The sequence below is a fragment of the Amycolatopsis vancoresmycina genome (assembly GCF_000716785.1).
GTDB classification, from domain to species: Bacteria; Actinomycetota; Actinomycetes; order Mycobacteriales; family Pseudonocardiaceae; genus Amycolatopsis; species Amycolatopsis vancoresmycina.
This window is the reverse complement of the sequence record NZ_JNYY01000001.1, coordinates 995,682-1,019,494: the sequence shown is the minus strand read 5'-3', so window position 1 is coordinate 1,019,494 and position 23,813 is coordinate 995,682. Positions and strand designations below refer to the sequence as shown.

Sequence of the window (23,813 nt, the reverse complement as noted above, 5' to 3'; positions counted from 1 at the left end):
TCAAAGGAGAGCCATGCCCCGCAGATTCCGGCGCCCCCTGGCCGTGCTCGCGGCCCTGACGCTGTTCTCCGCGCTGCCCGTGACGGCGGCCGCGGCGGACCCCGAGCCGGGTCTGTCCGGGCACTGGACGTTCGACGACGGCAGCGGGACGACCGCCGCCGACACCGCGGGGTCCCACCCGGCCACGCTGACCGGCGGCGCGGGCTGGGGGCCGGGCATCCGCGGCGGCGCCCTCACGACCGACGGGGCCAACGGGTTCGCCGACGCCGGCGCGCCGGTGCTCGACACGACCAAGAGCTTCTCGGTGAGCAGCTGGGTGAAGCTGGACAAGACGTCCGGCTACCAGACGTTCGTCAGCGTCGACGGCGCCCAGGTCAGCAACTTCTTCCTGCAGTTCCGCGACGACTCCCGCCGGTTCGCCTTCACCCGGCTGGCCGGCGACGCCCCGACCGACGGCGTCGTGGCGGGCGCGAACTTCGACCCGGTCGCCGGCCAGTGGTACCAGCTGACCGGCGTGTACGACTCGGCCGCGTCGACGCTGTCGCTGTACGTCGACGGCACCCGCCAGGCCACCGTCGCCGCGCCCACCGCGTGGGCGGGCACCGGCCACCTGGTGATCGGCCGCGGCAAGTACGGCGGCAACCCGGTGGACTTCGTCGACGGCACGATCGACGACGTCCGCGCCTACTCGGGCGCGCTGACCGCCGCCGACGCCGCGCGCCTGGCCATCGCCGGGCACTGGGGCCTCGACGAGGGCACCGGCACGACGACGGCGGACGACTCCCTCGACGCGCGTACCGCCACCCTGACCGGCGGCGCGGCTTGGGGCGACGGCGTCGTCGGCCCGCACGGCGTCGCGCTGAACGGCACCGACGCCGCGGTCGACGTCCCGGCCCCGGTCGTGGACACCGCGCAGAGCTTCTCGGTGTCGGCTTGGGTCAAGCCCACCGCGGCGGGCGGGTTCCGCACCGCGGTGAGCGTGGACGGCAGCACCATCAGCGGCTTCTACCTCCAGCGCGCCGCCGACGGCCGGTTCGCCTTCACCCGGCGCGCGAGCGACGGCGATTCGGCTTCCTCCTCGGCCGTGTCGACGCTGCCCGCACAGGCCGGCCAGTGGCAGCACGTCGTCGGCGTCTACAACCGGGCCGCGGGCACGCTTTCCCTGTACGTCAACGGCACGCTGCAGCAGAGCGTCCCGTTCACCACGCCGTGGACCGCGGCCGGGCACCTGGAGATCGGCCGCGGCAAGTGGGCGGGCAGCCCCGCCGACTGGTTCGACGGCGGCGTCGACGACGTCCGCGCGTACCCGACGCCGCTGACCGCGTCGGCCGTCGCCGCGCTGGCCGCCAGCGGCTCGTGGCACTTCGACGAAGGCACCGGCACGATCGCCCATGACTCCTCGGCCAACGCGGCCGACGGCACCCTTCGCGGAGCGACGTGGACCGCGGGGGCGGCCGGCAAGGCCGTCCAGTTCGACGGCAAGTCCACTGTGGACATGGGCAGCTCGCCCGCGTTCGACACCGGCACCGGCTCGCTCTCGCTGGCCGCGTGGTTCCGCACCACCGCGTCCGGCACGCTGGTCGGCCACGGCGACGGCTACGCGCTCGGCGTCACCGGCGGCAAGCTAACCGCCCGCGTCGGCACCATCCAGGTGACCACGAACGGCGGCGGCCTCGCCGACGGCACCTGGCACCACGCCGCCCTCGTCCTCGACCGCGCCGCCCAGCGGCTCACCGTCTACGCCGACGGCGACGCCTCCGCGGTCACCAGCACCTGCGGGACGCCCACCGGCACGACCCTGGACGTCTCCGTGTGCCCGGCCTCGGGCACCGCGGCGGCGCCCTTCACCGTCGGCTCCGGCTTCACCGGCGCCGTCGACGAAGTCGAGCTGCGCCGCTTCCCGCTCACCGCGGCCCAGATCGGCACCCTCGCCGGGGCCAACCAGCTCGCGGTGGACGCCAACGTCGTCCGGGCCAACACCCGGCCGACCACCTACGGCTCGATCCTCGAAGACATCAGCCACTCGGTCGAAGGCGGCCTCTACGCCGAGCTCGTCCGCAACCGCACGTTCAAGGAGGGCCACCAGCCCGGCAGCGGCGCGGGCAACACGCCGGTGCCGTACTGGTCGCTGCTCACCTCGGCGGGCGCGACCGGCGCCTACTCGGTCGACACCGCCAGCCCGCTCAACACCGCGCTCGACCGCTCGCTCAAGCTGCACGCGGACACCGTCCCGGCCGCGGGCCGGGTGGCCGCCGCGAACGTCGGCTTCTACGGCGTCGCCGCCAAGCCGTCGACCAAGTACACCGGCAGCTTCTTCGCCAAGGGCAGCTGGACCGGCGCGGTCCGGGTCAGCCTGGAGAAGCCGGACGGCACGGTCCTGGCGAGCAAGGACGTCCAGCCGGTCGGGGCGAGCTGGGCGCAGCAGACCTTCAGCTTCACCACGCCGTCGACGGTCGCCGCGTCCACCGACAACCGGATCGTCGTCTCCCTGGTCAACAAGGGGAAGAAGGCCCTGAGCGGGGACGCCTGGTTCCAGCAGGTGTCGCTGTTCCCGCCGACCTTCAAGAACCGGCCCAACGGCGTCCGCGCCGACCTCGGGCAGAAGCTCGCCGCGATGAAGCTCGGCCTGTTCCGCGTCCCCGGCGGCAACTACCTCGAAGGCAACACCCTCGACACCCGGTTCGCGTGGAAGAACACGATCGGCCCGCTGGAGCAGCGGCCCGGCCACCAGAACACCGCGTGGGGCTACTGGTCCACCGACGGCTTCGGCATCCTCGACTACCTGAAGCTCGCCGAGGACATCGGCGCCCAGCCGCTGCTCGCGCTGTTCGCCGGGTACACGCTCAACGGCCAGCACGTCGACCAGGCCGACTACCCGGCCTACGTCCAGGAAGCCCTCGACGAGATCGAGTACGCCATCGGCGACAGCACCACGACGTGGGGCGCCAAGCGGATCGTCGACGGGCACCCGGCGCCGTTCGACCTGCACTACGTCGAGGTCGGCAACGAGGACTGGTTCGACGGCTCGGGCAGCTACGCCTGGCGCTACACGGACATGTACAACGCCATCAAGGCGAAGTACCCGCAGCTGACGGTCGTCGCCACCACCGGCGGCCTGCAGGGCGGGGCCGCGTCGACCACGCCGGGCATCCGCCCGGACGCCGCGGACGACCACTACTACCAGTCGCCGCAGTGGTTCACCGACAACTCCACCCGCTACGACACCGCCGACCGCTCCGGCCCGGACATCCTGGTCGGCGAGTACGGCGCCCAGGACGGCCGGCCCACCGGCACCCTGGCCGCCGCCATCGGCGAAGCCGCGTTCCTCACCGGCCTCGAACGCAACAGCGACGTCGTCATCGGCTCGATGTACGCGCCGGTGCTGGTGCAGGAGAACCAGTCCAACTGGCCGGTCAACCTGATCGGCTTCGACGCCGGGACGAGCTACGCCTCGCCGTCGTACTGGGTGCAGCAGATGTTCTCCAGCACCCTCGGCAAGCAGATCGTCACCAGCCGCCTCAACCAGGGCAGCCCCCTGCGCCAGGTGGTCAACGTGACCACGAAGAGCGGAAGGAAGACCTTCACGGTCAAACTCGTCAACCCGACCCAGCAGGTGCAGACCGCCCGGCTGTCGCTGACCGGCGTCACCGCCGTCGACGGCACCGGCACGCTCACCACGCTCACCGGCGACCCGGCGGGGCGCAACAGCCTCGCCGCGCCGTCCGCCATCGTGCCGCAGACCAGGGAGATCACCGGGCTCGCCGCGACGTCGAAGCTGACGCTGCCGGCCAACTCCGTGACGACGCTGGTCCTCACCGGCCGCTAAGACCCCGGGACGCGGCGCGTTCACCGCCGCCCGCGCCGCGTCCCGGTCACCAATCCAGGAGGGAGGACACGTGGGAGAACCACTCACCGTCGGCGTGGACTTCGGCACGTTGTCGGGCCGCGCGGTGGTCGTGCGGGTCCGTGACGGAGCGGAGCTCGGCTCCGCCGTCTTCGAGTACCCGCACGGGGTGCTCGACGAGACGCTGCCCGCCACGGGCCGCGCGCTGCCACCGGAATGGGCGCTGCAGGTGCCCGGGGACTACGTCGGAGTGCTCCGCAACGCCGTACCGGCGGCGCTGCGGGACGCCGGCGTCGACGCGGGCGACGTCGTCGGCATCGCCACCGACTTCACCGCGTGCACGATGGTGCCGGCAACCGCGGACGGCACCCCGCTGTGCGAACTGCCCGAGTTCGAGAGCAACCCGCACGCGTACGTGAAGCTCTGGAAGCACCACTCGGCGCAGCCGCAGGCCGTGCGGATCAACGAGCTGGCCCGCGCCCGCGGCGAGAAGTGGCTCCCGCGCTACGGCGGGCTGATCTCCTCGGAGTGGGAGTTCGCCAAGGGCCTCGAGGTCTTCGAAGAGGCACCCGAGGTCTACGCCGCCATGCGGCACTGGGTGGAGGCGGCCGACTGGATCGTCTGGCAGCTCACCGGCAGCTACGTCCGCAACGCCTGCACCGCCGGCTACAAGGGCATCCTGCAGGACGGCCAGTACCCGAGCCGCGACTTCCTCCGCGAGCTCGCCCCCGGCTTCGAGTCCTTCGTGGCCGAAAAGCTGGAGCACCCCCTGGGCGAACTGGGCTCCCGGGCCGGTTCGCTGTCGGCCGAAGCCGCGTCGTGGACCGGGCTGCCCGAAGGCATCGCCGTGGCCGTTGGCAACGTTGACGCCCACGTCACCGCGCCCGCCGCCCAGGCCGTCGAACCGGGGCAGATGGTGGCGATCATGGGCACCTCGACGTGCCACGTGATGAACGGTGCCGAACTGCACGAGGTCCCCGGCATGTGCGGGGTCGTCGAAGGCGGGATCGTGCCCGGGCTGTGGGGGTACGAGGCCGGTCAGAGCGGCGTCGGCGACATCTTCGGGTGGTTCGTCGAGCACTTCGCCGGTGCCTCGCACGAGGAGCTGACCCGCCTCGCCGCCCGGCAGGAGATCGGCGAGCACGGCCTGATCGCCCTGGACTGGCACAGCGGCAACCGGTCGGTGCTGGTCGACCACGAGCTGTCCGGTGTGATCGTCGGGCAGACGCTGGCCACCCGCGCCGAGGACGTCTACCGCGCGCTGCTGGAGGCGACCGCCTTCGGCACCCGGAAGATCATCGAGACGTTCAGCGCCGCCGGCGTCCCGGTCACCGAGCTGATCATCGCGGGCGGCCTGGCGAAGAACGCGCTGCTCATGCAGATCTACGCCGACGTCACCAACCTCCCGCTGTCGGTGATCGGCTCGGCGCAGGGGCCCGCGCTCGGGTCGGCCATCCACGCGGCCGTCGCCGCCGGGGCGCACGCGGACATCCGGGTGGCCGCCGCCGCGATGGGCTCGGTCGAGCGCGCGGTGTACCGGCCGGTGCCCGCGCACGTCACCGCCTACGACGAGCTGTACGCCGAATACACCGAGCTCCACGACTACTTCGGCCGTGGCGGCAACGATGTCATGCACCGGCTGGCCGCCCGCAAGCGCGCCGTCGCGAAAGGACAGTCCTGATGTCGCTGACCGGTGAAGTGCTCGACACCGTCGCCGAACTGCGGGACACGGTGGCGAAGCTGCACGGCGAGCTGACCCGCAACGAGCTGGTCATCTGGACCGCGGGCAACGTCTCGGCGCGGGTCCCCGGCCGGGACCTGCTGGTCATCAAGCCCTCGGGCGTGTCCTACGACAACCTGTCCGCGGACACGATGGTGGTCACCGACCTGCACGGCGAACTCGTCGAAGGCGAGCTGGCGCCGTCGTCGGACACCGCCGCGCACGCCTACGTTTACCGGCACATGCCGGAGATCGGCGGGGTGGTGCACACGCACTCGACCTACGCCACGGCGTGGGCGGCCCGCGGCGAGCCGATCCCGTGCGTGCTGACGATGATCGCCGACGAGTTCGGCGGGGAGATCCCGGTCGGGCCGTTCGCCCTGATCGGCGACGACTCCATCGGCCGCGGCATCGTCGAAACGCTTCGCGCCAGCCGCTCGCCCGCGGTGCTGATGCGCAACCACGGCCCGTTCACCGTCGGCCGCACCGCGCGCGACGCGGTCAAGGCCGCGGTGATGGTCGAGGACGTGGCCCGCACCGTCCACAAGGCCTTCGAGCTCGGCACGCCCGAACCCCTCCCGCCCGAGGACGTCGACCGGCTCTACGCCCGGTACCAGAACGTCTACGGCCAGCACTGACTTCCCAAGGAGAACGATGACTTCGGCATCGAAACCCCAGCTCTGGTTCCTCACCGGGAGCCAGGCCCTCTACGGCGAGGAGACCCTCGAGCAGGTCGCCGGCCAGTCGCTGCGCATCCAGCAGCTGCTCACCGCCTCCGGCGCGCTCTCGGCCGAGATCGTCGGCAAGCCGGTGCTGACCGAGGCCGCGTCGATCCGCCGGGTGCTGCAGGAGGCCAACGCCGACGCCGCCTGCGTCGGCGTGATCGCGTGGATGCACACCTTCTCGCCCGCGAAGATGTGGATCACCGGGCTCGACGCGCTGCGCAAGCCGCTGCTGCACCTGCACACGCAGCTCAACGAAGCCCTGCCGTGGTCGACCATCGACATGGACTTCATGAACCTCAACCAGGCCGCGCACGGCGACCGCGAGTTCGGGTTCATCCAGACCCGCCTCGGCGTGCCGCGCAAGACCGTCGCCGGGCACGTGTCCGACCCCGCCGTCGTCGCGCGGATCGACGCGTGGGCGCGGGCCGCGATCGGCGCCGACCACCTGCGCAACCTGCGGCTGGCCCGGTTCGGCGACAACATGCGCGACGTCGCGGTGACCGAAGGCGACAAGGTCGAGGCCGAGCTGCGGTTCGGCGTCTCGGTCAACACCTACGGCGTCAACGACCTGGTCGAGCTGGTCGACGCGGTGTCCGATGTGGACGAACTGGTCGCGGCCTACGCGGCGGACTACGACGTGGTCCCGGATCTGGCGGCCGGGGGAGCGCGGCACGAGTCGCTGCGCTACGCCGCACGCATCGAGGCCGGGCTGCGGAAGTTCCTCACCGACGGCGGCTTCGGCGCGTTCACCACGAACTTCGAGGACCTCGGCGGGCTGCGGCAGCTGCCCGGCCTCGCGGTGCAGCGGCTGATGGCCGACGGCTACGGCTTCGGCGGCGAGGGCGACTGGAAGACCTCGGCGCTGCTCGCCGCGGTCAAGGCGATGGGTGTCGGCAAGACCCGCGGCACGTCGTTCATGGAGGACTACACCTACCACTTCGGGCCGGGCAAGCCGAAGATCCTCGGCGCGCACATGCTCGAGGTTTGCCCGAGCATCGCCGCCGCCAAGCCATCGTGCGAGATCCACGCGCTGGGCATCGGCAACCGCGAAGACCCGGTCCGGCTCGTGTTCGACGCCGCCCCCGGACCCGGTGTCGTCCTCGGCCTGGTCGACCTGGGCGACCGCTTCCGGCTGGTGGCCAACGAGATCGACGTCGTCGCGCCGGACGAGCCGCTGCCGAACCTGCCGGTCGCCCGGGCGGTCTGGGAGCCGGCGCCGTCCCTGTCGACGTCCGCGGAGTCCTGGATCACCGCGGGCGGCCCGCACCACACCGTGCTCACCCAGGCCGTGGGCACGGAAACCCTTCGCGACTTCGCGAACCTGCTCGGCGTCGAACTGCTGGTGATCGACTCCGGCACCACCCCGCACGACTTCGCCGACCGCATCCGCTGGAACCAGGCGTACCACCGGCTCGCTCAGGGCTTCTGAGAAAGGAAGAAGGAACGATGAAGTTCACCAGAGGAATCGCGGCCCTCGCCGCCGCGGGGCTCGCGCTCACGCTGTCGGCGTGCGGTTCGAGCCAGAAGACCGCGGACCAGACGGCGGCGCCCGGCGCCGGTGCCGAGGGCAGCCTCGTCGGCGTCACCATGCCGACGAAGTCGTCGGAACGCTGGATCCACGACGGCGACAACATCAAGGCCGCCCTGGAGAAGCTCGGCTACAAGGTCGACCTGCAGTACGCCGAGAACGACATCCCCACCCAGGTCAACCAGATCGAGAACCAGATCACCAAGGGCGCCAAGCTCCTGGTCATCGCCTCGATCGACGGCACCGCCATCACCACCCAGCTGCAGGAGGCGGCCGACAAGAAGATCCCGGTCATCGCCTACGACCGGCTGATCCGCAACTCGCCGAACGTCGACTACTACGCCACCTTCGACAACTTCAAGGTCGGCGTCGAGCAGGCGAACTCGCTGGTCAAGGGCCTGGGCACGGGCGCGGGGCCGTTCAATGTCGAGCTGTTCGCCGGTTCGCCGGACGACAACAACGCGACCTTCTTCTTCAACGGCGCGATGTCGGTCCTCAAGCCCCTGATGGACAGCGGCAAGCTGGTCGTCAAGAGCGGCCAGACCGACTTCGCCCGCGCGGCCATCCTGCGCTGGGACCCGGCCACCGCGCAGCGCCGCATGGAGGACCTGCTCACCAAGACCTACACCGGTGGCGCGAAGGTCCAGGGCGTGCTCTCGCCGTACGACGGCCTGTCCATCGGCATCCTCTCGGCCCTGAAGAGCAACGGCTACGGCACCGCCGGCCAGCCGTACCCGGTCGTCACCGGCCAGGACGCCGAGGTCGCCTCGGTCAAGTCCATCATCGCCGGTGAGCAGTACTCGACGATCTTCAAGGACACCCGCAAGCTCGCCGACACCACCGTCAAGATGGCCGACGCGGTGCTCAAGGGCGGCAAGCCCGAGGTCAACAACACCAAGGACTACGACAACGGCAAGAAGGTCGTCCCGTCCTACCTGCTGCAGCCGGTCACCGTGGACAAGGCCAACTACGAGAAGGAACTCGTCGAGTCGGGCTACTACACGGCAGGTCAGCTGAAATGACCGAACTGCTCGGCATGCGCGGGATCACCAAGACCTTCCCCGGGGTCAAGGCGCTGTCGGACGTCACCCTTTCCGTGCGCCGCGGGGAAATCCACGCGATCTGCGGGGAGAACGGCGCCGGGAAGTCCACCCTGATGAAGGTGCTCTCGGGTGTCTACCCGCACGGGAGCTACGACGGCGAGATCACCTTCGACGGGCAGCGGTGCGAGTTCGGGTCGGTGCGCGACAGCGAACGGCGCGGGATCGTGATCATCCACCAGGAACTCGCGCTGTGCGGCCAGTTGTCGATCGCGGAGAACATCTTCCTCGGCAACGAACAGCAGAAGCGGGGCTGGATCGACTGGAACCGCACCAACCACGAGGCCGGCGCGCTGCTCAAGCGCGTCGGCCTCGCCGAAAACGCCACGCGGGCGGTGCAGGAACTCGGTGTCGGCAAGCAGCAGCTGGTCGAGATCGCCAAGGCACTGTCCAAAGAGGTCAAGCTGCTGATCCTCGACGAGCCCACCGCGGCGCTCAACGACGACGACTCGGCCCACCTGCTCGAGCTGCTGCGCGGGCTGCGGGACGAGGGCGTCACGTGCGTGATCATCTCGCACAAGCTCGGCGAGGTGACGGCGATCGCCGACACCGTCACGATCCTGCGTGACGGCAGGACGATCGAAACGCTCGACGCGGCGGGGCTGACGGAAGAGCGGATCATCACCGGGATGGTCGGCCGCGACCTCGAGCACCGGTTCCCGCCCCGGGAGCCGGAGATCGGCGAAGAGGTGCTGCGGATCGAGGACTGGACGGTCCACAGCCCCACCCAGGCCGGGCGGGTCGTCGTCGACCGCGCGTCGCTTTCACTGCGGCGCGGGGAGATCGTCGGCCTGGCCGGGCTGATGGGAGCCGGCCGCACCGAGCTCGCGATGAGCGTGTTCGGCCGGTCGTGGGGCAAGGACATCTCCGGGAAGATCTTCAAGCACGGCGAGGAGATCGAGGTCCGCTCGGTGCAGGAGGCCGTCCGCCACGGCATCGCCTACGCCACCGAGGACCGGAAGCGCTACGGGCTCAACCTGATCGAGGACATCCAGCGCAACGTGTCCGCGGCCGGGCTGGGCAAGCTGGCCCGGCGTGGCTGGGTCAACGAGCACGCCGAGCACGACACCGCCAACTCCTACCGCCGCGATCTGCGGATCAAGGCACCGAGCGTGCAGAGCGTGACCGGGAAGCTCTCCGGCGGCAACCAGCAGAAGGTCGTGCTGGCCAAGTGGATCTTCACCGATCCGGACGTGCTGATCCTGGACGAGCCGACCCGCGGCATCGACGTGGGCGCCAAGTTCGAGATCTACACGATCATCAACGAGCTGGCCGCCCAGGGGAAGGCCGTCCTGGTCATCTCCTCCGAGCTGCCGGAGCTGCTCGGGCTCTGCGACCGGATCTACGCGCTGTCGGCGGGGCGGATCACCGGCGAGGCGCAGCGCGAAGAAGCCACCCAGGAACTGCTGATGCAGTACATGACTAAGGAACGGGAATGACCACGACCGAAGCGCGGCCCGCCGTGCCCCCGGTTGAGCGCTCCAAGCGGAGGATCTCGATCAACCCGCGCCAGAGCGGCATCTACGTCGCGTTCGCGCTGATCGTGGTGCTGTTCGAGGTGCTCACCGGCGGCGCGCTGCTGGAACCGCAGAACATCTCCAACATCATCGTGCAGAACAGCTACGTGCTGATCCTCGCGATCGGGATGATCCTGGTGATCATCTCCGGGCACATCGACCTGTCCGCCGGGTCGGTGGTCGCGATGACCGGCGCGGTGTCGGCGGTGCTGATGGTGAACTCGCACGTGCCGTGGTTCCTCGCGGTGCTGATCACCCTCGTCGTCGGCGCGGCGATCGGCGCGTGGCAGGGCTACTGGGTCGCCTACTTCGGCATCCCGGCGTTCATCGTGACGCTGGCCGGCATGCTGGCGTTCCGGGCGCTGACCCTGACGGTGCTGGGCAACCAGGGCATCGGCCCGTTCCCGGACGCGATCCGCACGCTGTCCAACGGCTTCACCGACGGCTACCTGGGCAACATCGGCCTCGGCCCGCTGGGCGGCGCCGACCTGGTGTCGCTGCTGGCCGGCGTCGCCGCGGTGGCGGGGATCGTGTTCACGCAGTGGCGCAAGCGGATGGGCCGGCTGGGCTACGGCCAGGACGTCGACCCGTTCGGGGTGTTCGTGCTCAAGCTCGCCGGGATCGCGGTGCTGGTGCTGGCGCTGGTCGTGCAGCTGGCCCGGTTCAAGAACCTGCCGTGGGTGCTGATCCTGCTGGCGGCGCTGGTGCTCGGCTACTCGCTGGTGGCCGGGAAGTCGGTGTTCGGCAGGCACATCTACGCCGTGGGCGGCAACCTGCAGGCCGCGACGCTCTCGGGCGTCAAGGTCAAGCAGGTGACGTTCTGGATCTTCGTCAACATGGGCGTGCTGGCCGCGCTGGCCGGGATCATCTTCGCCGGCCGCCTGAACCAGGCGGGCCCGACGGCGGGCGTCAACTTCGAGCTGGACGCGATCGCGGCGGCCTTCATCGGCGGCGCGGCGGTCCAGGGCGGCGTCGGCAAGGTGGTCGGCGCGATCACGGGCGGCCTGATCATGGCGGTGATCAACAACGGCATGTCCCTGATCGGCGCCCCGAGCGAGCGCGTGATGCTGGTCAAGGGCGTGGTCCTGCTGGCGGCGGTGGCCTACGACATCTGGACAAAACGCCGCGCGGCCTCCTGACCCAGGGTCTGCCGCGGCTGGGTCGTGAGTGGTAAGGAGGGTTAGAACCCGCCTTACCACTCACGACCGCCGGGCTACTGGCTGCAGCGCTTGCCGGTGTTGATGCAGTTGACGACCTGGTTCATCAGGCGCTGGCCCATGACGTTCGCGAAGTCGTCGTGGTCCGAACGCGGGTTGTGCTTCTCCTGGGCGAAGGCGTCCACTTTGTACTGGCCCTTGACCTGGATGTCGTGCGGGATGTTGTAGACCAGCTTGATCACCAGCTGCGGCACGTTCTTGAAGCCCTGCGGGCACTTGCCCTGCTGGTCGGCGAACACGATGTGCGTGCGGTGGTTGGTGCTGTCGATGTTCTTGCCGTCCCAGCAGTTCGGGAAGGCGTGGATGCGCTCGACCTTGCTGTTCGGTGGGCAGATCGGGTAGTGGTCGGTGAGCCGGTCCTCGAAGCCGGTGCACGTCCAGCTCGGCCGGGCGTTGGCCGGCCCGTTGGTGCTCTGCTTGGCGTCGCCGTAGAGGATGCGGAGGAACTGCGGCATCGCGACGACCTTCTGCGCGCCGCCGCTGGTGAAGGTGATCGTCGCCGACTGGACGCGCTGGATCTCGCCGTCGTTGTCGCCGACCTCGTTCTTGTCGTTGACCCCGGGCAGTTCCGCCGGCTGGCCATTGCTGTTCTGGCCGCCGTTGTCGAGGCCGCCCTGGCCGTTCTGCTTGAGCACGCACTGCGCGAGCCCGCCGAGGTTCGTCGGCTTCGCGGCGCGGCGGCCGATCGCGATGGCGATCCGGTCGATGGTGGCCGCGCGCTTGTCCTTGAGCGGGCCGACGACGGCGTTCTGGATGTCCTGCGGGGTCTTGAGGTCGCCGTTCGCGATCCGCTTGTTGGCCTCGTCGATCTGCTTGTCGAGCAGGTCGAGGTTGCGGTTGACCTCGTCCATCGCCTGGTCCGGCACGTCGGGCAGCTTGCTCGCGACGTCCGGGCAGTCGACCTGCGCGCTCGCCTTGTCCTTGGCGCTGCCGGCGCGGTCGGGCTGCGTGGCGGGCGGGTTCTTCTCGGCGTCGCCGGTGTCGATGCGGACGACGGGCCAGAAGTAGGCGGACTTGTCGCCGTTCTTGCAGGTCGTGCCGGCCTTCACCAGGCTCTTGTTGTTGGAGTCGGCGTTGGTCGAGAGGTTGCCGACGTAGTCGTGCAGGTGCTGGGCACCGTTCTTGATCCCCGGCTGGGCGATGAAGTTGTCCGGGTTGAAGTGCTGGTTCTCGTTGCGGCCGCAGTCCACGGTGAACGTGCCGCGGGCGCCCTTCCGCTGCAGCGCCTTGTTCACGTTCACACCGGACGGCACCTTCGCGATGTCGATGAAGAACGACTTGTCGGCGGGATCGGCACTGGCCTCGCCGGTGCGCCCGGCGGTGGTCGCGACGACGATGCCGCCGACCGCGAGCGCGAGGGCCAGACCACCGGTCGCGATCTTCGTGCGGCGGGTGATGCGATGTCTGCCCGTGGCGGGGGTGCGGGTGGTATTCCGGGCCATGGTCACCTCGTTCGGTTTTCCGGGCACGCCGAAGAAAGCCTGCGTGCCCGGGCTGGAGACGCGCGGAACCCGGGGAGCGGCACCGGGTCGCGGGTATCGGGGGACGCGCCCGGTGTCACTGGTTCCGGCATTGGGGGGAACGGATGCGGGCGGAGACCGGTTCAGGCCGTTATCTGTTCGTTATTTATGGAAGGTGAAGAAAGTTCACGTCCCACTCTGTGATCGCTAACATCGACGCATGTCCGTGGACGACGCAGGTCCGGCCGGTCCGCTCGGTGCGCGGATGCGCGGGCGGGGCACGCTCGGCGTGATCGCGACCGGGGCGTCGGCGTCGGGACCGGTCCTGCACGGCCTCCGCGCGGCCGCGCGCGAGCAGGACTACGCGCTGAGTGTGTTCAGCGTGTCCGGCCAAAGCGGCCCGGCGGTGCTGGCGGCGGTCGCCGGCCTCCGGCTGCAGGGGGTGACGGGCATCGTGATGCTCGACGGGCACCTCCTGGCGGAACTCGCGCCGGTGACGGGGATCCCGCTCGTGCCCGCGGCGTCGACCGACCAGTACGCGGGTGCGCGCCGGGCCACCGAGCACCTCCTGGAGCTCGGCCACCCGACGGTCTGGCACCTCGGCGGCCCGGAGGACGGCCCGGCGGCCCGCACCCGCGAGCGCGGCTGGCGCGAGACCCTGGAGCGCCACGGAGCCGAGGTCCCCCCGGTGGTCCGCGGCGACTGGTCGGCCCGCTCCGGCTACCGCGCCGGCCAGTCACTGGCGGTCGAATCCGGTGTGGGCGCGGTGTTCTCGGCCAATGACCACATGGCTTTGGGTCTCCTGGCGGCGTTCGCGGAAGCGGGCATGCGGGTCCCGCGCGACGCGCACGTGGTGGGCTTCGACGACGTCCCGGAGGCGGCCTACTTCGCGCCCCCGTTGACGACGGTCCGCCAGGACTTCGTGGCGGCGGGCCGCCAGACCCTGGCCACCCTGGCGGCGCGCATCGACGGGATTCCGGCACCGGCGCGTGACACGGCGGAGGTCGAGCTCGTGGTCCGGGAGAGCAGCCGCTGCCTCAGGGGCTCGTAGCGGCGGCGGCTCACCGGGTCAGCGGCAGGGCCGCCATCCCGCGCAGCGCCGGGTTGGCGCGCCGCTCCACCTCGCCGCCGGCCTGCAGCGACGGAAACCGCTTTCCCACCTGCTCGAGCAGCACAGTCATTTCGAGCCGCGCCAGCGCCGCACCGAGGCACAGGTGCAGGCCGTGCCCGAAGAACAGCCCACGGCCGCCGTCGCGGGTGATGTCGAAGCGGTCCGGGTCCGCGAAGCGCGCGGGGTCGCGGTTCGCCGCTCCGGCGAGGATCACGACCACGTCGTCCGCGGCGATCTCCCGGCCGTCGAGCACGGCCGGGCGGGCGGCCGCGCGCTGGCTCATCTGTGCGGCCCCGTCCCACCGCAGGATCTCCTCGGTCGCGCCGGCCGCCAGCCCCGGGTCGCCGGTGAGCAGGGCGAACTGGTCCGGGTGGGTCAGCAGCGCGTGGATCCCGTTGCCCAGCGCGCCCGCGGTGGTCTCGTAGCCGCCGCCGAACAGCACGAGGAGCGAGTTGAGCACCTCCTCTTCGGACATCGGTTCCTCGCCGGTGGCGGGCCGGGCCAGCAGCGCGGACGTCAGGTCGCCGGCCGGTTCCGCCCGCCGCAGCGCGATCAGGTCCGTGAAGTAGTCGCGGTATTCGACGGCGGCCGCGTCGACTTCGGCACGCAGGTCCGGTGACATCGCGGGGTCGACCTGCTTGCCGATCAGGTCGGTGACGCGGCGAAGCCGGTCGTGGTCGGTGTGGGGCACGCCGACCAGGTCGCCGATCACGGCCATCCCGAGCGGGTAGAGGACCGTGCCGACGAACTCCGCCGCGGTCCCGTCCGCCGTGGCGTCGGCGAAGCGGTCCAGCACCAGGTCGACGGCCTGGCGGACGGCGGGCTCCAATGCCTGGACGCGCCGGACGGTGAAGTCGCGGACGAGCAGGCGGCGCTCGCGCGTGTGTTCCGGCGGGTTCTTCCACGGCAGGAGGTTGGTGAGCATCGCCATCGCGGGGTTGTCACGCCAGCCTGGCCGGTGCCGGTCGCGCCACTCGGCGTCGAGGACCCGGAAGGTGTCGCCGTCGGCGAGCACCTGCTGGCAGTCCGCGAACCGGCTGAGCACCCACCCGCCGTAGACTTCGCTGCGGAAGATCGGCGTCTCTTCGCGGAGCTTGGCGAAGACGGGGTATGGATCGGCGAGCCCGGCCGGGCTGGACAGGGACAGCAAGGCTTCGTCGGCGGCTGCGGACACGAGTGCTCCCTCCGTTGGCGAGAAACGGTGCCCGCAGTCTTCTCCCCGGCGCCGCGGCCGGGGCAGGGGTCCGGACCCGGCTTCACCCGGATGGCCGGGCGGTCGCGCCGGACGGGGCCAGCGCGAGCAGGGCCAGACCGGCCACCGGGGCGAGCGCGAAGGCTGCGGAAGCGCCCGCTGCGTCGGCGAGGTGCCCGGCGAGGAACGCGGCGAGCGCGGACCCGGCCGCACTGGCGGAGTTGTTCCAGGTGAACGCCTGCGTGCGGACCGCCGGGTCGACGGCCTGCTCGGTGCGGACGTTCAGCAGGACCAGGGTGGGCGGGATGGCCGCCTCGGTCACCACCACCGCGACGCCGAGCCAGAACGGGGACGGCGCAAGCGGAAGCAGCACCGCCGTGCCCGTCAGGTAGGCGGCGACGGGCCGGAGATGCGCCGGGGCGCGGTGCAGGCCGCAGAGCCAGCCGGAAACCAGCCCGCCGAGGCTCGCGGCGGCGACGATCGGTGCGGCCGCGCCGGGCACGCCGTGCTCCGTGGCGAACGCGCTCACCGAGACGCCCATGGTCCCGAAGTACAGCCCGACAGCCAGGTTGAGCAGCGCGAGGCGAACGAATCGCGCCCGGAAAAGGGTGCGTTCCGGGCGGCCCGGTGGCGGCGCGGTCCGGCGCTGGAAGGCCAAGGCCGTACCGCCGCCGACGACCAGGGCCGCGGCGAGGGCGCTGGCGAGCGGTGCGTGTCCGGCCGCCCCGAGCGCGGTGACCAGGACCGGTCCGAGGAGGAACGCCGTGGCATTGGCCAACGACTCCAGCGAGAAGGCGGTCGGCAGGTTCCCGGTCCGCCGCAGCAGGTGCGCCCAGCGGGCCGCGGAGAGGGCGCCGAGCTGCGGGACGGCCGCGCCGGCGCAAGCCGCGAAGGCGATCATCGCCGGAGCGGGCGCAGTGAGCACGCCGGCGATGGCGATGCCGTGCGCGGCAACGGAAAACGGCAGGACGCGCGGCTGGCCGTATCGGTCGATCAGGCGGGCCAGTTGCGGGCCGAGCGCGGCCTCGGCGAGGGCGAACCCGGCCGTGGCGAGACCCGCCGTGCCGTAGGCGCCGGTGCGGGCGTGGACCAGCCAGAGCAGGCCGAGGCCGGTCATGGCGATGCCGACGCGTCCCACGGCGGCGGTGAAGAAGAAGGCGGCGGCGCCGGGACGGCGCAACACCGGACGATAGCCGGACGACATGGGGGAGTCCTCGTGGCCGCCGGGAAAGTCCGGGCGGCGGGACACGGCCCGGCCAAGGCGGGTCCGGACGACTGAAGCCACCCTGACCCACCGGACGCCGGTGGGGCAAGGGCTTTTCCGCGCTAGAGCTTCAGGCGGTCGCCGAGGCCGCGGATGTGGCCCACGCCGCCGCAGCCGAGGTCGAGCTGGCGGCGGCGTTCCGCGACGAACGCGCGGCCCAGTCCGGTCCGGTCCGAAGTGGACATCGTCCGGCGCAGGTCGTTCAGTAGCCCGCGTTCCTCGCCGCGGACGTGGGCGTCCACGACGTTTTCCAGCCGCAGCAACGCCTTTTCGAAGTCGTCGCCGTCGAGGACGGCCAGCAGGTCGTCGGCGAACGGCTCGGCCGCCGCCTCCGGGCGGACGATCCGCTCGGTCGCCGTCGCGTGGGCGACCAGCAACGCCGCCAGCTCCGCCACCAGGGCCGGGCGGTCGGCTTCGGCGTTGCGCAGGTCGCGCAGGAGCTGCTCGAACCGGCGGTGGTCGGCCAGCAGCACCTCCACCAGGTCCGAGCCGGGGGCCGCGGCGGCCGGGGCCGGGCGCATCCAGCCGAACGTCAGCTCGACCGCCTGGCGCCAGTGCGCGTACTCGGTGTCGCGGCGGGCCGGGTCCATCGCCGGCAGCCACTGGCCGGCCCGGTGCCAGTTGCGCCGCAGCCCCTCCAGGTCCGGCCAGTACCCGACGGACAGCCCGGCCGCGTAAGCCGCGCCGAGCGACACCGTCTCCGCCACCATCGGGCGCACCACCGGCACGTCCAGCACGTCGGCGACGAACTGCATCAGCAGGTTGTCCGCGGTCATCCCGCCGTCGACCTTCAACGTCGACAGCGCCAGCCCGGAGTCGGCGTTCATCGCGTCGACGACCTCGCGGGTCTGCCAGCCGGTCGCCTCCAGCACCGCCCGCGCCAGGTGGCCCTTCGTGATGTACGACGTCAGCCCGGCGATCACGCCGCGGGCCTCGCTGTGCCAGTGCGGCGCGAACAGGCCCGAGAACGCGGGCACGATGTAGCAGCCGCCGTTGTCCTCGACCGTGCGCGCCAGGGTCTCGATCTCCGGCGCGCTGCCGATCAGCTCCAGGCCGTCGCGGAACCACTGCACCAGCGACCCGGTGACGGCGATCGAGCCTTCCAGGGCGTACACCGCGGGCTCGTCGCCGATCTTGAAGCCGACCGTGGTGAGCATCCCGTGGGTGGACAGCACCGGCGTCGGGCCGGTGTTGAGCAGCAGGAAGCTGCCGGTGCCGTAGGTGCACTTCGCCTCGCCGGGCGCGAAGCAGGTCTGGCCGAACAGCGCGGCCTGCTGGTCGCCCAGCGCGGCCGCGATCCGGATGCCGGGCACGACGCGGCTGGTGGTGCCGTAAACCTCCGTCGACGACCGGATCTCCGGCAGCATCGCGCGCGGCACGTCGAAGAAGTCCAGGAGCTCGTCGTCCCAGTTCAGGGTGCGCAGGTTCATCAGCATCGTGCGTGAGGCGTTGGTGACGTCGGTGACGTGCACGCCGCCCTCGGCGCCGCCGGTGAGGTTCCAGATCAGCCAGCTCTCGATGGTCCCGAACAGGACGTCCCCGCGTTCGGCGCGCTCGCGCAGGCCCGGCGTGCGTTCGAGCAGCCAGCGGATCCGGGGCGCGGAGAAGTAGGTCGCCAGCGGCAGGCCGCAGAGCTGCCGCACGCGGTCGGCACCCGGTTCGCGGGCGAGCTGTTCGAGCATGGCGTCGGTCCGGGTGTCCTGCCAGACGATCGCCCGCCCGACCGGGTTGCCGGTGCGCCGGTCCCACAGGACGGTCGTCTCCCGCTGGTTGGCGATGCCCAGCCCGACGACCTGGTCCGCGGTCGCCCCGGCGTCGGCCAGCGCCTGGGGGACGATCCGGGAGAGGTTCCGCCAGATCTCGGTCGCGTCGTGCTCGACCCAGCCGGGCCGCGGGAAGTGCTGCTGGTGTTCGCGCTGCACGACGGAGACGAGCCGCCCGCGCGCGTCGAACAGGATGCACCGGGTGGAGGTGGTGCCCTGGTCGATGGACATCACGTACCGCTGGACCATCGTCCTCCCTTCACCATGGGGACGCACCCGTTCGGATGTCGCGAATGACTCATTCGGGACCTCCGGTGTCCCGAATGAGTCATTCGCGACATCGGCGCGGCGCCGGGCGGGGTGGCCGGGCAGCGGCGAGAGGGGGGCACCGGCATCTCCTTCACCATCGGGACGCGCCGAGGTCGCGGGACACCGCACGCGCCGCGTCGCGGACCTGGGTCAGCAGCCGCGGGCTCGGGGCGCCGTCGGGCTCGCAGATCCGCTCGGCCGCGCCCGACACCCCGATCGCGCCGACCACGATGCCGCCGTGGCCGCGGATCGGCGCGGCGATGCCGGCCTCGCCCGAGATCATCTCGCCGTTCTCGGCCGCCCAGCCCGCCTCCCGTACCTTCGCACACGCCCGCTTGATCGCCGTCTGGGTGACCAGGGTGCGGCGCGTGTACGGCTCCGGGGTCGCCTTCAGCGTCGTGTCGTAGGCCAGCAGGACCTTCCCCAGCGCGGTCGCGTGCAGGGGCAGCAGCGTGCCGACGTCGAGGGTCTGCAGGCTGTCGTCGGGGCGGAAGACGTGGTGCACGACGAGCACCCGGCCCTCCAGGGGCGCGCCGATCCGGACCGCCTCGCCGCTGCGGGCGGCCAGCGCGTCCGCCCAGTTGATCGCCCGGGACCGCAGCTCGTTGACGTCGAGGTAGCTCGTGCCCAGGTGCAGCAGGGCGGCGCCGAGCTGGTACTTGCCCGTGTCGCGGTCCTGTTCGACGAACCCGACGCCCTGCAGCGTGCGCAGGATCCCGTGCGCGGTGCCCTTGGCCAGCTCCAGCGATTCGGCGATCTCGCCGACACCGAGGCGCCCCGAACCGCGCGCCAGCAACCGCAGGATCGCGGCGGCGCGCTCGATGGACTGGATCGGACCCGGCACGCCGCGACCCTAACCCGACCGGCCCCGATTCGACAATGTCGAACATCCACTCGGGGCGTTCGACAATGCCGACCGGCGTCCGTTGACCGGCCTGACACGCGAACTTAACTTTCATCCACCAATAGGGGGACAAGGTCCTTTGTGGAGGAAAGCAATGGTGCGAAGCCTCAAGGCCCGTGGACTCGCCGGCGAAATGGCCGCCGAGTTCGTGGGGACGATGATCCTCATCCTGTTCGGGTGTGGCGTGGTGGCGCAGGTCGTCGCCGCGGGCATCGGGGACCACGACAGCATCGCCTGGGCCTGGGGCCTCGGCGTCACCCTGGGTGTCTACGTCGCTTCGCGGATCAGCGGCGCGCACCTGAACCCGGCCGTGACCATCGCGCTCGCGGTGTTCAAGGGCTTCGAATGGCGCAAGGTCGCCCCCTACGCACTGGCCCAGACCGCCGGCGCGTTCCTCGCCGCGCTGCTGGTGCGCTGGAACTACACCGAGGTGCTCAACGCCAAGGACCCCGGCCTGACGATCAAGACCCAGGGCGTGTTCTCCACCCTTCCGGGTAACGGCACGCTGCCCGTGGGTGACTGGGGTGCCTTCCGCGACCAGATCATCGGCACCGCGATCCTGCTGATCGTCCTGTTCGCCATCACCGACCTCCGCAACACCTCGCCGGGCGCGAACCTGGCCCCGGTCGTCGTCGGCTTCCTGGTCGTGGCCATCGGCATGGCCTGGGGCACCGACGCCGGCTACGCGATCAACCCCGCCCGCGACTTCGGCCCGCGCCTGGCCTCCTGGCTGACCGGCTACGACACGGCGTTCACCGACCAGTACGGCTTCCCCTACTGGTGGATCCCGATCGTGGCCCCGGTGCTCGGCGCGCTGATCGGCGGCGCGATCTACAAGTACCTGATCGAACGGTTCCTGCCCGCGGGCGAACCGCTGGACGCCATGCCCGCCAAGGACCTCGAGCCCGCCAACTGAGTAGGAGCCAGACCATGCCGGACTTCGTCGGTGCCGTGGACCAGGGCACGACCAGCACCCGCTTCATGATCTTCGACCACGGCGGCAACGAGATCGCCCGACACCAGCTCGAGCACGAGCAGATCCTGCCCAAGCCGGGCTGGGTCGAGCACGACGCCACCGAGATCTGGGAACGCACCCGCTCGGTCATCGCGACCGCGCTCAACAAGGCCAACCTGACGGTGACCGACCTCGCCGCGCTCGGCATCACCAACCAGCGCGAGACCACGGTCGTCTGGAACCGCCGCACCGGCCGCCCGTACGGCAACGCGATCGTCTGGCAGGACACCCGCACCGACCGGATCGCCTCCGCGCTCGAGCGCGAGGGCAAGGGCGACATCATCCGCCGCAAGGCCGGCCTGCCGCCCGCCACCTACTTCTCCGGCGGCAAGCTGCAGTGGATCCTGGAGAACATCCCGGGCGTACGCGAGGACGCCGAGAAGGGTGACGCCCTCTTCGGCACCACCGACTCGTGGCTCATCTGGAACCTCACCGGCGGCCCGGACGGCGGCGTGCACGTCACCGACCCGACCAACGCCTCCCGCACCATGCTGATGGACCTCGAAACCCTCGACTGGGACGACGAGCTGCTGTCGTTCTTCAACGTCCCGCGGCAGATGCTCCCGGCGATCCGGCCGTCGTCGAACCCGGGCTTCGGCACCACCCGCGCGGACGGCCCGCTCGGCGGCGAGGTCGCCATCACCGGCGTCCTCGGCGACCAGCAGGCCGCCACCGTCGGCCAGGTCTGCTTCCGGCCCGGCGAGGCCAAGAACACCTACGGCACCGGCAACTTCCTGCTCCTCAACACCGGCCAGGAGCTGGTGCGCTCCCAGCACGGCCTGCTGACGACGCTGTGCTACCAGTTCGGCGACGACAAGCCGGTCTACGCGCTCGAAGGCTCGATCGCCGTCACCGGCTCGGCGGTGCAGTGGCTGCGCGACCAGCTGGGCATCATCAGCGGCGCGGCGCAGAGCGAGAGCCTGGCCCGCCAGGTCGAGGACAACGGCGGCGTCTACTTCGTCCCGGCGTTCTCCGGCCTGTTCGCCCCCTACTGGCGCTCCGACGCCCGCGGCGCGATCGTCGGCCTCACCCGCGCCACGACGAACGCCCACATCGCGCGGGCCACCCTCGAAGCGATCTGCTACCAGACCCGCGACGTCGTCGAGGCGATGCAGAACGACTCCGGCGTGACCCTCGACGTGCTGCGGGTGGACGGTGGCGTCACCGCCAACGAGCTGTGCATGCAGCTGCAGGCGGACATCCTCGGCGTGCCGGTGTCGAAGCCGGTCGTCGCCGAGACCACCGCGCTGGGTGCGGCCTACGCGGCCGGGCTCGCGGTCGGGTTCTGGAAGTCGACCGACGAGCTCGAGCAGAACTGGAACGAGGACAAGCGCTGGACGCCGTCGTGGAGCGACGAGCAGCGCGCGGAGGGCTACGCGGGCTGGCAGAAGGCCGTCGGCCGCACGCTCGACTGGGTCGACGTGCAGTGAGTACAAGGAGGAACACCGTGACCCCGCTTTCCCCGCAGTACCGGGCGGAGACACTGCGGAAGCTGGTCGATGAAGAGGTCGACGTGCTCGTCGTCGGCGGGGGAGTGACCGGGGCCGGCGTCGCGCTCGACGCCGCCTCCCGGGGGCTGTCGACCGCGCTGGTCGAGGCCCGCGACTTCGCCGCCGGCACGTCCAGCCGGTCGTCCAAGCTGATCCACGGCGGCCTGCGCTACCTGGAGCAGCTGGACTTCAAGCTGGTGCGCGAAGCCCTCAAGGAACGCGGCCTGCTGCTGCAGAAGCTGGCCCCGCACCTGGTGCGGCCGGTGAAGTTCCTGGTCCCGCTGCAGCACCGGGTGTGGGAGCGCGGCTACATCGGCGCCGGCGTCACGCTGTACGACACCCTCGGCGGCGCCCGCGCGCTGCCGCGGCACCGGCACCTGTCCAAGCGGGGCGCGGCCAAGGTGGCCCCGGGCCTGGCGGACGACGCGCTGATCGGGGCGATCCAGTACTACGACGCCCAGGTCGACGACGCCCGCCACACGATGACCATCGCGCGGACCGCCGCCGAGCAGGGCGCTTCGGTGCTCACGCGGACTCGCGTCACGTCGCTGCTTCGCGAGGGTGAGCGGGTCGTCGGGGCCAAGGCGATCGACCGCGAGAGCGGGATCGAGTTCGAGATCCGTGCCCGCACGGTCGTCGCGGCCACGGGTGTCTGGAGCGACGACATGGCGGAAGCGGCCGGGATCCCCGCGCCGTTCACCGTCCGCGCGTCGAAGGGCATCCACCTCGTGGTGCCGCGGGAGAAGATCGACCTCGACACCGGGCTGATCCTGCGCACCGAGAAGAGCGTGCTGTTCGTCATCCCGTGGGGACGGCACTGGATCGTCGGCACCACCGACACCGAGTGGGACCTCGACCGCGAACACCCGGCGGCCAGCCGGGCGGACGTCGACTACGTGCTCGAGCACCTCAACGCCGTCCTGCGTACCCCCGTGACGCACGACGACATCGAGGGCGTCTACGCGGGCCTGCGCCCGCTGCTGGCGGCGAAGGCGACCGCGACCACGAAGCTGTCGCGGGAGCACGCGGTGGCGCGCCCGGTGCCGGGCCTGGTCATCGTGGCCGGCGGCAAGTACACGACGTACCGGGTGATGGCCGCGGACGCGGTCGACGCCGCCGTCGAGGAGGTCGGCCGCCCGGCCCCGCCGTCGTGGACCGACCGGCTGCCGATCGTCGGCGCCGAGGGCTACCACGAGCTGTGGGAGGACCGGTTCGGCGTGGCCGCGAAGTCGGGGCTGCCGCTGACCCGCGTGGAGCACCTGCTGCAGCGGTACGGCACGCGGATCTGGAACCTCGTCGCGCTGATCGAGGAGGACCCATCGCTGCGGGAACCGATCACGGAGACCTCGGAGTACCTCCGCGTGGAGGCCGTCTACGCGGTGTCCCACGAAGGTGCGCTGCACCTCGAGGACGTGCTTACCCGGCGGACGCGGATCTCCATCGAGGAACGCGACCGCGGGGTGGCGGCGGCGCCGGTCGTCGCCGCGCTGATGGCGCCGCTGCTGGGCTGGGACGCCCACCGCACGGACCGTGAGGTGGCGAACTACCTGGCCCGCGTCGAAGCGGAGCGCTCGGCACAGGAAGCACCGGACGACGCGGCGGCGAACGCCACCCGCCTCGCGGCGCCGGCGCTCCTGCCGAGCTGATCCGGCGT

General features: G+C 71.3%; 16 protein-coding genes. 11 read left to right on the top strand and 5 right to left on the bottom strand.

Going from position 1 to position 23,813, the window contains the following annotated elements:
- Window positions 1–13 precede the first annotated feature (13 nt).
- The 7 genes from OO60_RS04305 to mmsB all read left to right on the top strand — a co-directional run bounded on the left by OO60_RS04305 (window position 14) and on the right by mmsB (window position 11,573).
- Window positions 14–3,826, top strand: coding sequence for a LamG-like jellyroll fold domain-containing protein (locus OO60_RS04305; RefSeq protein ID WP_003057177.1), 3,813 nt, complete (start codon window positions 14–16; stop codon window positions 3,824–3,826).
- A gap of 70 nt (window positions 3,827–3,896) precedes the next feature.
- Window positions 3,897–5,525 carry a ribulokinase gene (araB, locus tag OO60_RS04300; RefSeq protein ID WP_003057180.1) on the top strand — a complete coding sequence of 543 codons (1,629 nt, stop codon included), beginning with the start codon at window positions 3,897–3,899 and terminating at the stop codon, window positions 5,523–5,525.
- Window positions 5,525–6,202 carry an L-ribulose-5-phosphate 4-epimerase gene (locus OO60_RS04295; RefSeq protein ID WP_033260797.1) on the top strand — a complete coding sequence of 226 codons (678 nt, stop codon included), beginning with the start codon at window positions 5,525–5,527 and terminating at the stop codon, window positions 6,200–6,202. The genes araB and OO60_RS04295 overlap by 1 nt, the downstream gene beginning before the upstream one ends.
- A gap of 16 nt (window positions 6,203–6,218) precedes the next feature.
- Entirely contained in the window at window positions 6,219–7,718 is a 1,500-nt protein-coding gene (gene araA, locus OO60_RS04290; protein WP_003057183.1) for an L-arabinose isomerase, read from the top strand.
- A gap of 17 nt (window positions 7,719–7,735) precedes the next feature.
- Window positions 7,736–8,839 (top strand): multiple monosaccharide ABC transporter substrate-binding protein, encoded by a 1,104-nt coding sequence (gene chvE, locus OO60_RS04285; protein WP_003057186.1) that lies wholly within the window; start codon window positions 7,736–7,738, stop codon window positions 8,837–8,839.
- Window positions 8,836–10,356, top strand: a complete 1,521-nt coding sequence (mmsA, locus tag OO60_RS04280) for a multiple monosaccharide ABC transporter ATP-binding protein (protein WP_003057188.1) — start codon at window positions 8,836–8,838, stop codon at window positions 10,354–10,356. Before chvE ends, mmsA begins: the two co-directional genes overlap by 4 nt.
- A complete protein-coding gene (gene mmsB / locus OO60_RS04275; RefSeq protein ID WP_003057192.1) occupies window positions 10,353–11,573 on the top strand; it encodes a multiple monosaccharide ABC transporter permease in 1,221 nt (406 codons plus the stop codon). Before mmsA ends, mmsB begins: the two co-directional genes overlap by 4 nt.
- A 74-nt stretch (window positions 11,574–11,647) precedes the next feature.
- Here the strand turns inward: mmsB and OO60_RS04270 are convergent, their stop codons facing one another.
- Window positions 11,648–13,093 (bottom strand): DUF1996 domain-containing protein, encoded by a 1,446-nt coding sequence (locus OO60_RS04270; protein WP_003057197.1) that lies wholly within the window; start codon window positions 13,091–13,093, stop codon window positions 11,648–11,650.
- 238 nt (window positions 13,094–13,331) lie between these two features.
- Between OO60_RS04270 and OO60_RS04265 the strand changes: the two genes are divergently transcribed.
- The gene (locus OO60_RS04265) at window positions 13,332–14,162 is read left to right on the top strand and encodes a substrate-binding domain-containing protein (RefSeq protein ID WP_003057199.1); all 831 of its coding nucleotides are present in this window, start codon (window positions 13,332–13,334) and stop codon (window positions 14,160–14,162) included.
- Between the two features lie 10 nt (window positions 14,163–14,172).
- On the opposite strand, the gene OO60_RS04260 is transcribed toward OO60_RS04265, so the two are convergent.
- The 4 genes from OO60_RS04260 to OO60_RS04245 all read right to left on the bottom strand — a co-directional run bounded on the left by OO60_RS04260 (window position 14,173) and on the right by OO60_RS04245 (window position 19,594).
- Window positions 14,173–15,396 (bottom strand): cytochrome P450, encoded by a 1,224-nt coding sequence (locus tag OO60_RS04260; RefSeq protein WP_003057201.1) that lies wholly within the window; start codon window positions 15,394–15,396, stop codon window positions 14,173–14,175.
- A gap of 82 nt (window positions 15,397–15,478) precedes the next feature.
- Complete coding sequence (locus OO60_RS04255) at window positions 15,479–16,618, bottom strand: MFS transporter (RefSeq protein ID WP_003057204.1); 1,140 nt, start codon at window positions 16,616–16,618, stop codon at window positions 15,479–15,481.
- 122 nt (window positions 16,619–16,740) lie between these two features.
- Complete coding sequence (glpK, locus tag OO60_RS04250; protein ID WP_003057207.1) at window positions 16,741–18,690, bottom strand: glycerol kinase GlpK; 1,950 nt, start codon at window positions 18,688–18,690, stop codon at window positions 16,741–16,743.
- 151 nt (window positions 18,691–18,841) lie between these two features.
- On the bottom strand, window positions 18,842–19,594 hold the full coding sequence (locus tag OO60_RS04245; RefSeq protein ID WP_003057213.1) for an IclR family transcriptional regulator: 753 nt from the start codon (window positions 19,592–19,594) through the stop codon (window positions 18,842–18,844).
- A gap of 154 nt (window positions 19,595–19,748) precedes the next feature.
- Here OO60_RS04245 and OO60_RS04240 point away from each other — a divergent pair, with 154 nt between their 5' ends.
- The 3 genes from OO60_RS04240 to OO60_RS04230 are packed head-to-tail and all read left to right on the top strand — an operon-like array spanning window position 19,749 to window position 23,805.
- Window positions 19,749–20,570: an MIP/aquaporin family protein gene (locus tag OO60_RS04240; RefSeq protein WP_003057216.1), complete on the top strand. Its 822-nt coding sequence runs from the start codon at window positions 19,749–19,751 to the stop codon at window positions 20,568–20,570.
- Between the two features lie 14 nt (window positions 20,571–20,584).
- On the top strand, window positions 20,585–22,099 hold the full coding sequence (gene glpK, locus OO60_RS04235) for a glycerol kinase GlpK (protein ID WP_003057219.1): 1,515 nt from the start codon (window positions 20,585–20,587) through the stop codon (window positions 22,097–22,099).
- A 17-nt stretch (window positions 22,100–22,116) separates the two neighbouring features.
- Window positions 22,117–23,805, top strand: a complete 1,689-nt coding sequence (locus OO60_RS04230) for a glycerol-3-phosphate dehydrogenase/oxidase (RefSeq protein ID WP_003057222.1) — start codon at window positions 22,117–22,119, stop codon at window positions 23,803–23,805.
- The last annotated feature ends 8 nt before the right edge of the window (window positions 23,806–23,813 follow it).

Coding starts and splice junctions, on each gene's coding strand:
- OO60_RS04270 (WP_003057197.1), bottom strand. CDS start 13,093: ATGGCCCGGAATACCACCCGCACCCCCGCCACGGGCAGACATCGCATC.
- mmsA (WP_003057188.1), top strand. CDS start 8,836: ATGACCGAACTGCTCGGCATGCGCGGGATCACCAAGACCTTCCCCGGG.
- OO60_RS04265 (WP_003057199.1), top strand. CDS start 13,332: ATGTCCGTGGACGACGCAGGTCCGGCCGGTCCGCTCGGTGCGCGGATG.
- araA (WP_003057183.1), top strand. CDS start 6,219: ATGACTTCGGCATCGAAACCCCAGCTCTGGTTCCTCACCGGGAGCCAG.
- OO60_RS04255 (WP_003057204.1), bottom strand. CDS start 16,618: ATGTCGTCCGGCTATCGTCCGGTGTTGCGCCGTCCCGGCGCCGCCGCC.
- OO60_RS04295 (WP_033260797.1), top strand. CDS start 5,525: ATGTCGCTGACCGGTGAAGTGCTCGACACCGTCGCCGAACTGCGGGAC.
- OO60_RS04305 (WP_003057177.1), top strand. CDS start 14: ATGCCCCGCAGATTCCGGCGCCCCCTGGCCGTGCTCGCGGCCCTGACG.
- mmsB (WP_003057192.1), top strand. CDS start 10,353: ATGACCACGACCGAAGCGCGGCCCGCCGTGCCCCCGGTTGAGCGCTCC.
- glpK (WP_003057219.1), top strand. CDS start 20,585: ATGCCGGACTTCGTCGGTGCCGTGGACCAGGGCACGACCAGCACCCGC.
- OO60_RS04240 (WP_003057216.1), top strand. CDS start 19,749: ATGGTGCGAAGCCTCAAGGCCCGTGGACTCGCCGGCGAAATGGCCGCC.
- chvE (WP_003057186.1), top strand. CDS start 7,736: ATGAAGTTCACCAGAGGAATCGCGGCCCTCGCCGCCGCGGGGCTCGCG.
- glpK (WP_003057207.1), bottom strand. CDS start 18,690: ATGGTCCAGCGGTACGTGATGTCCATCGACCAGGGCACCACCTCCACC.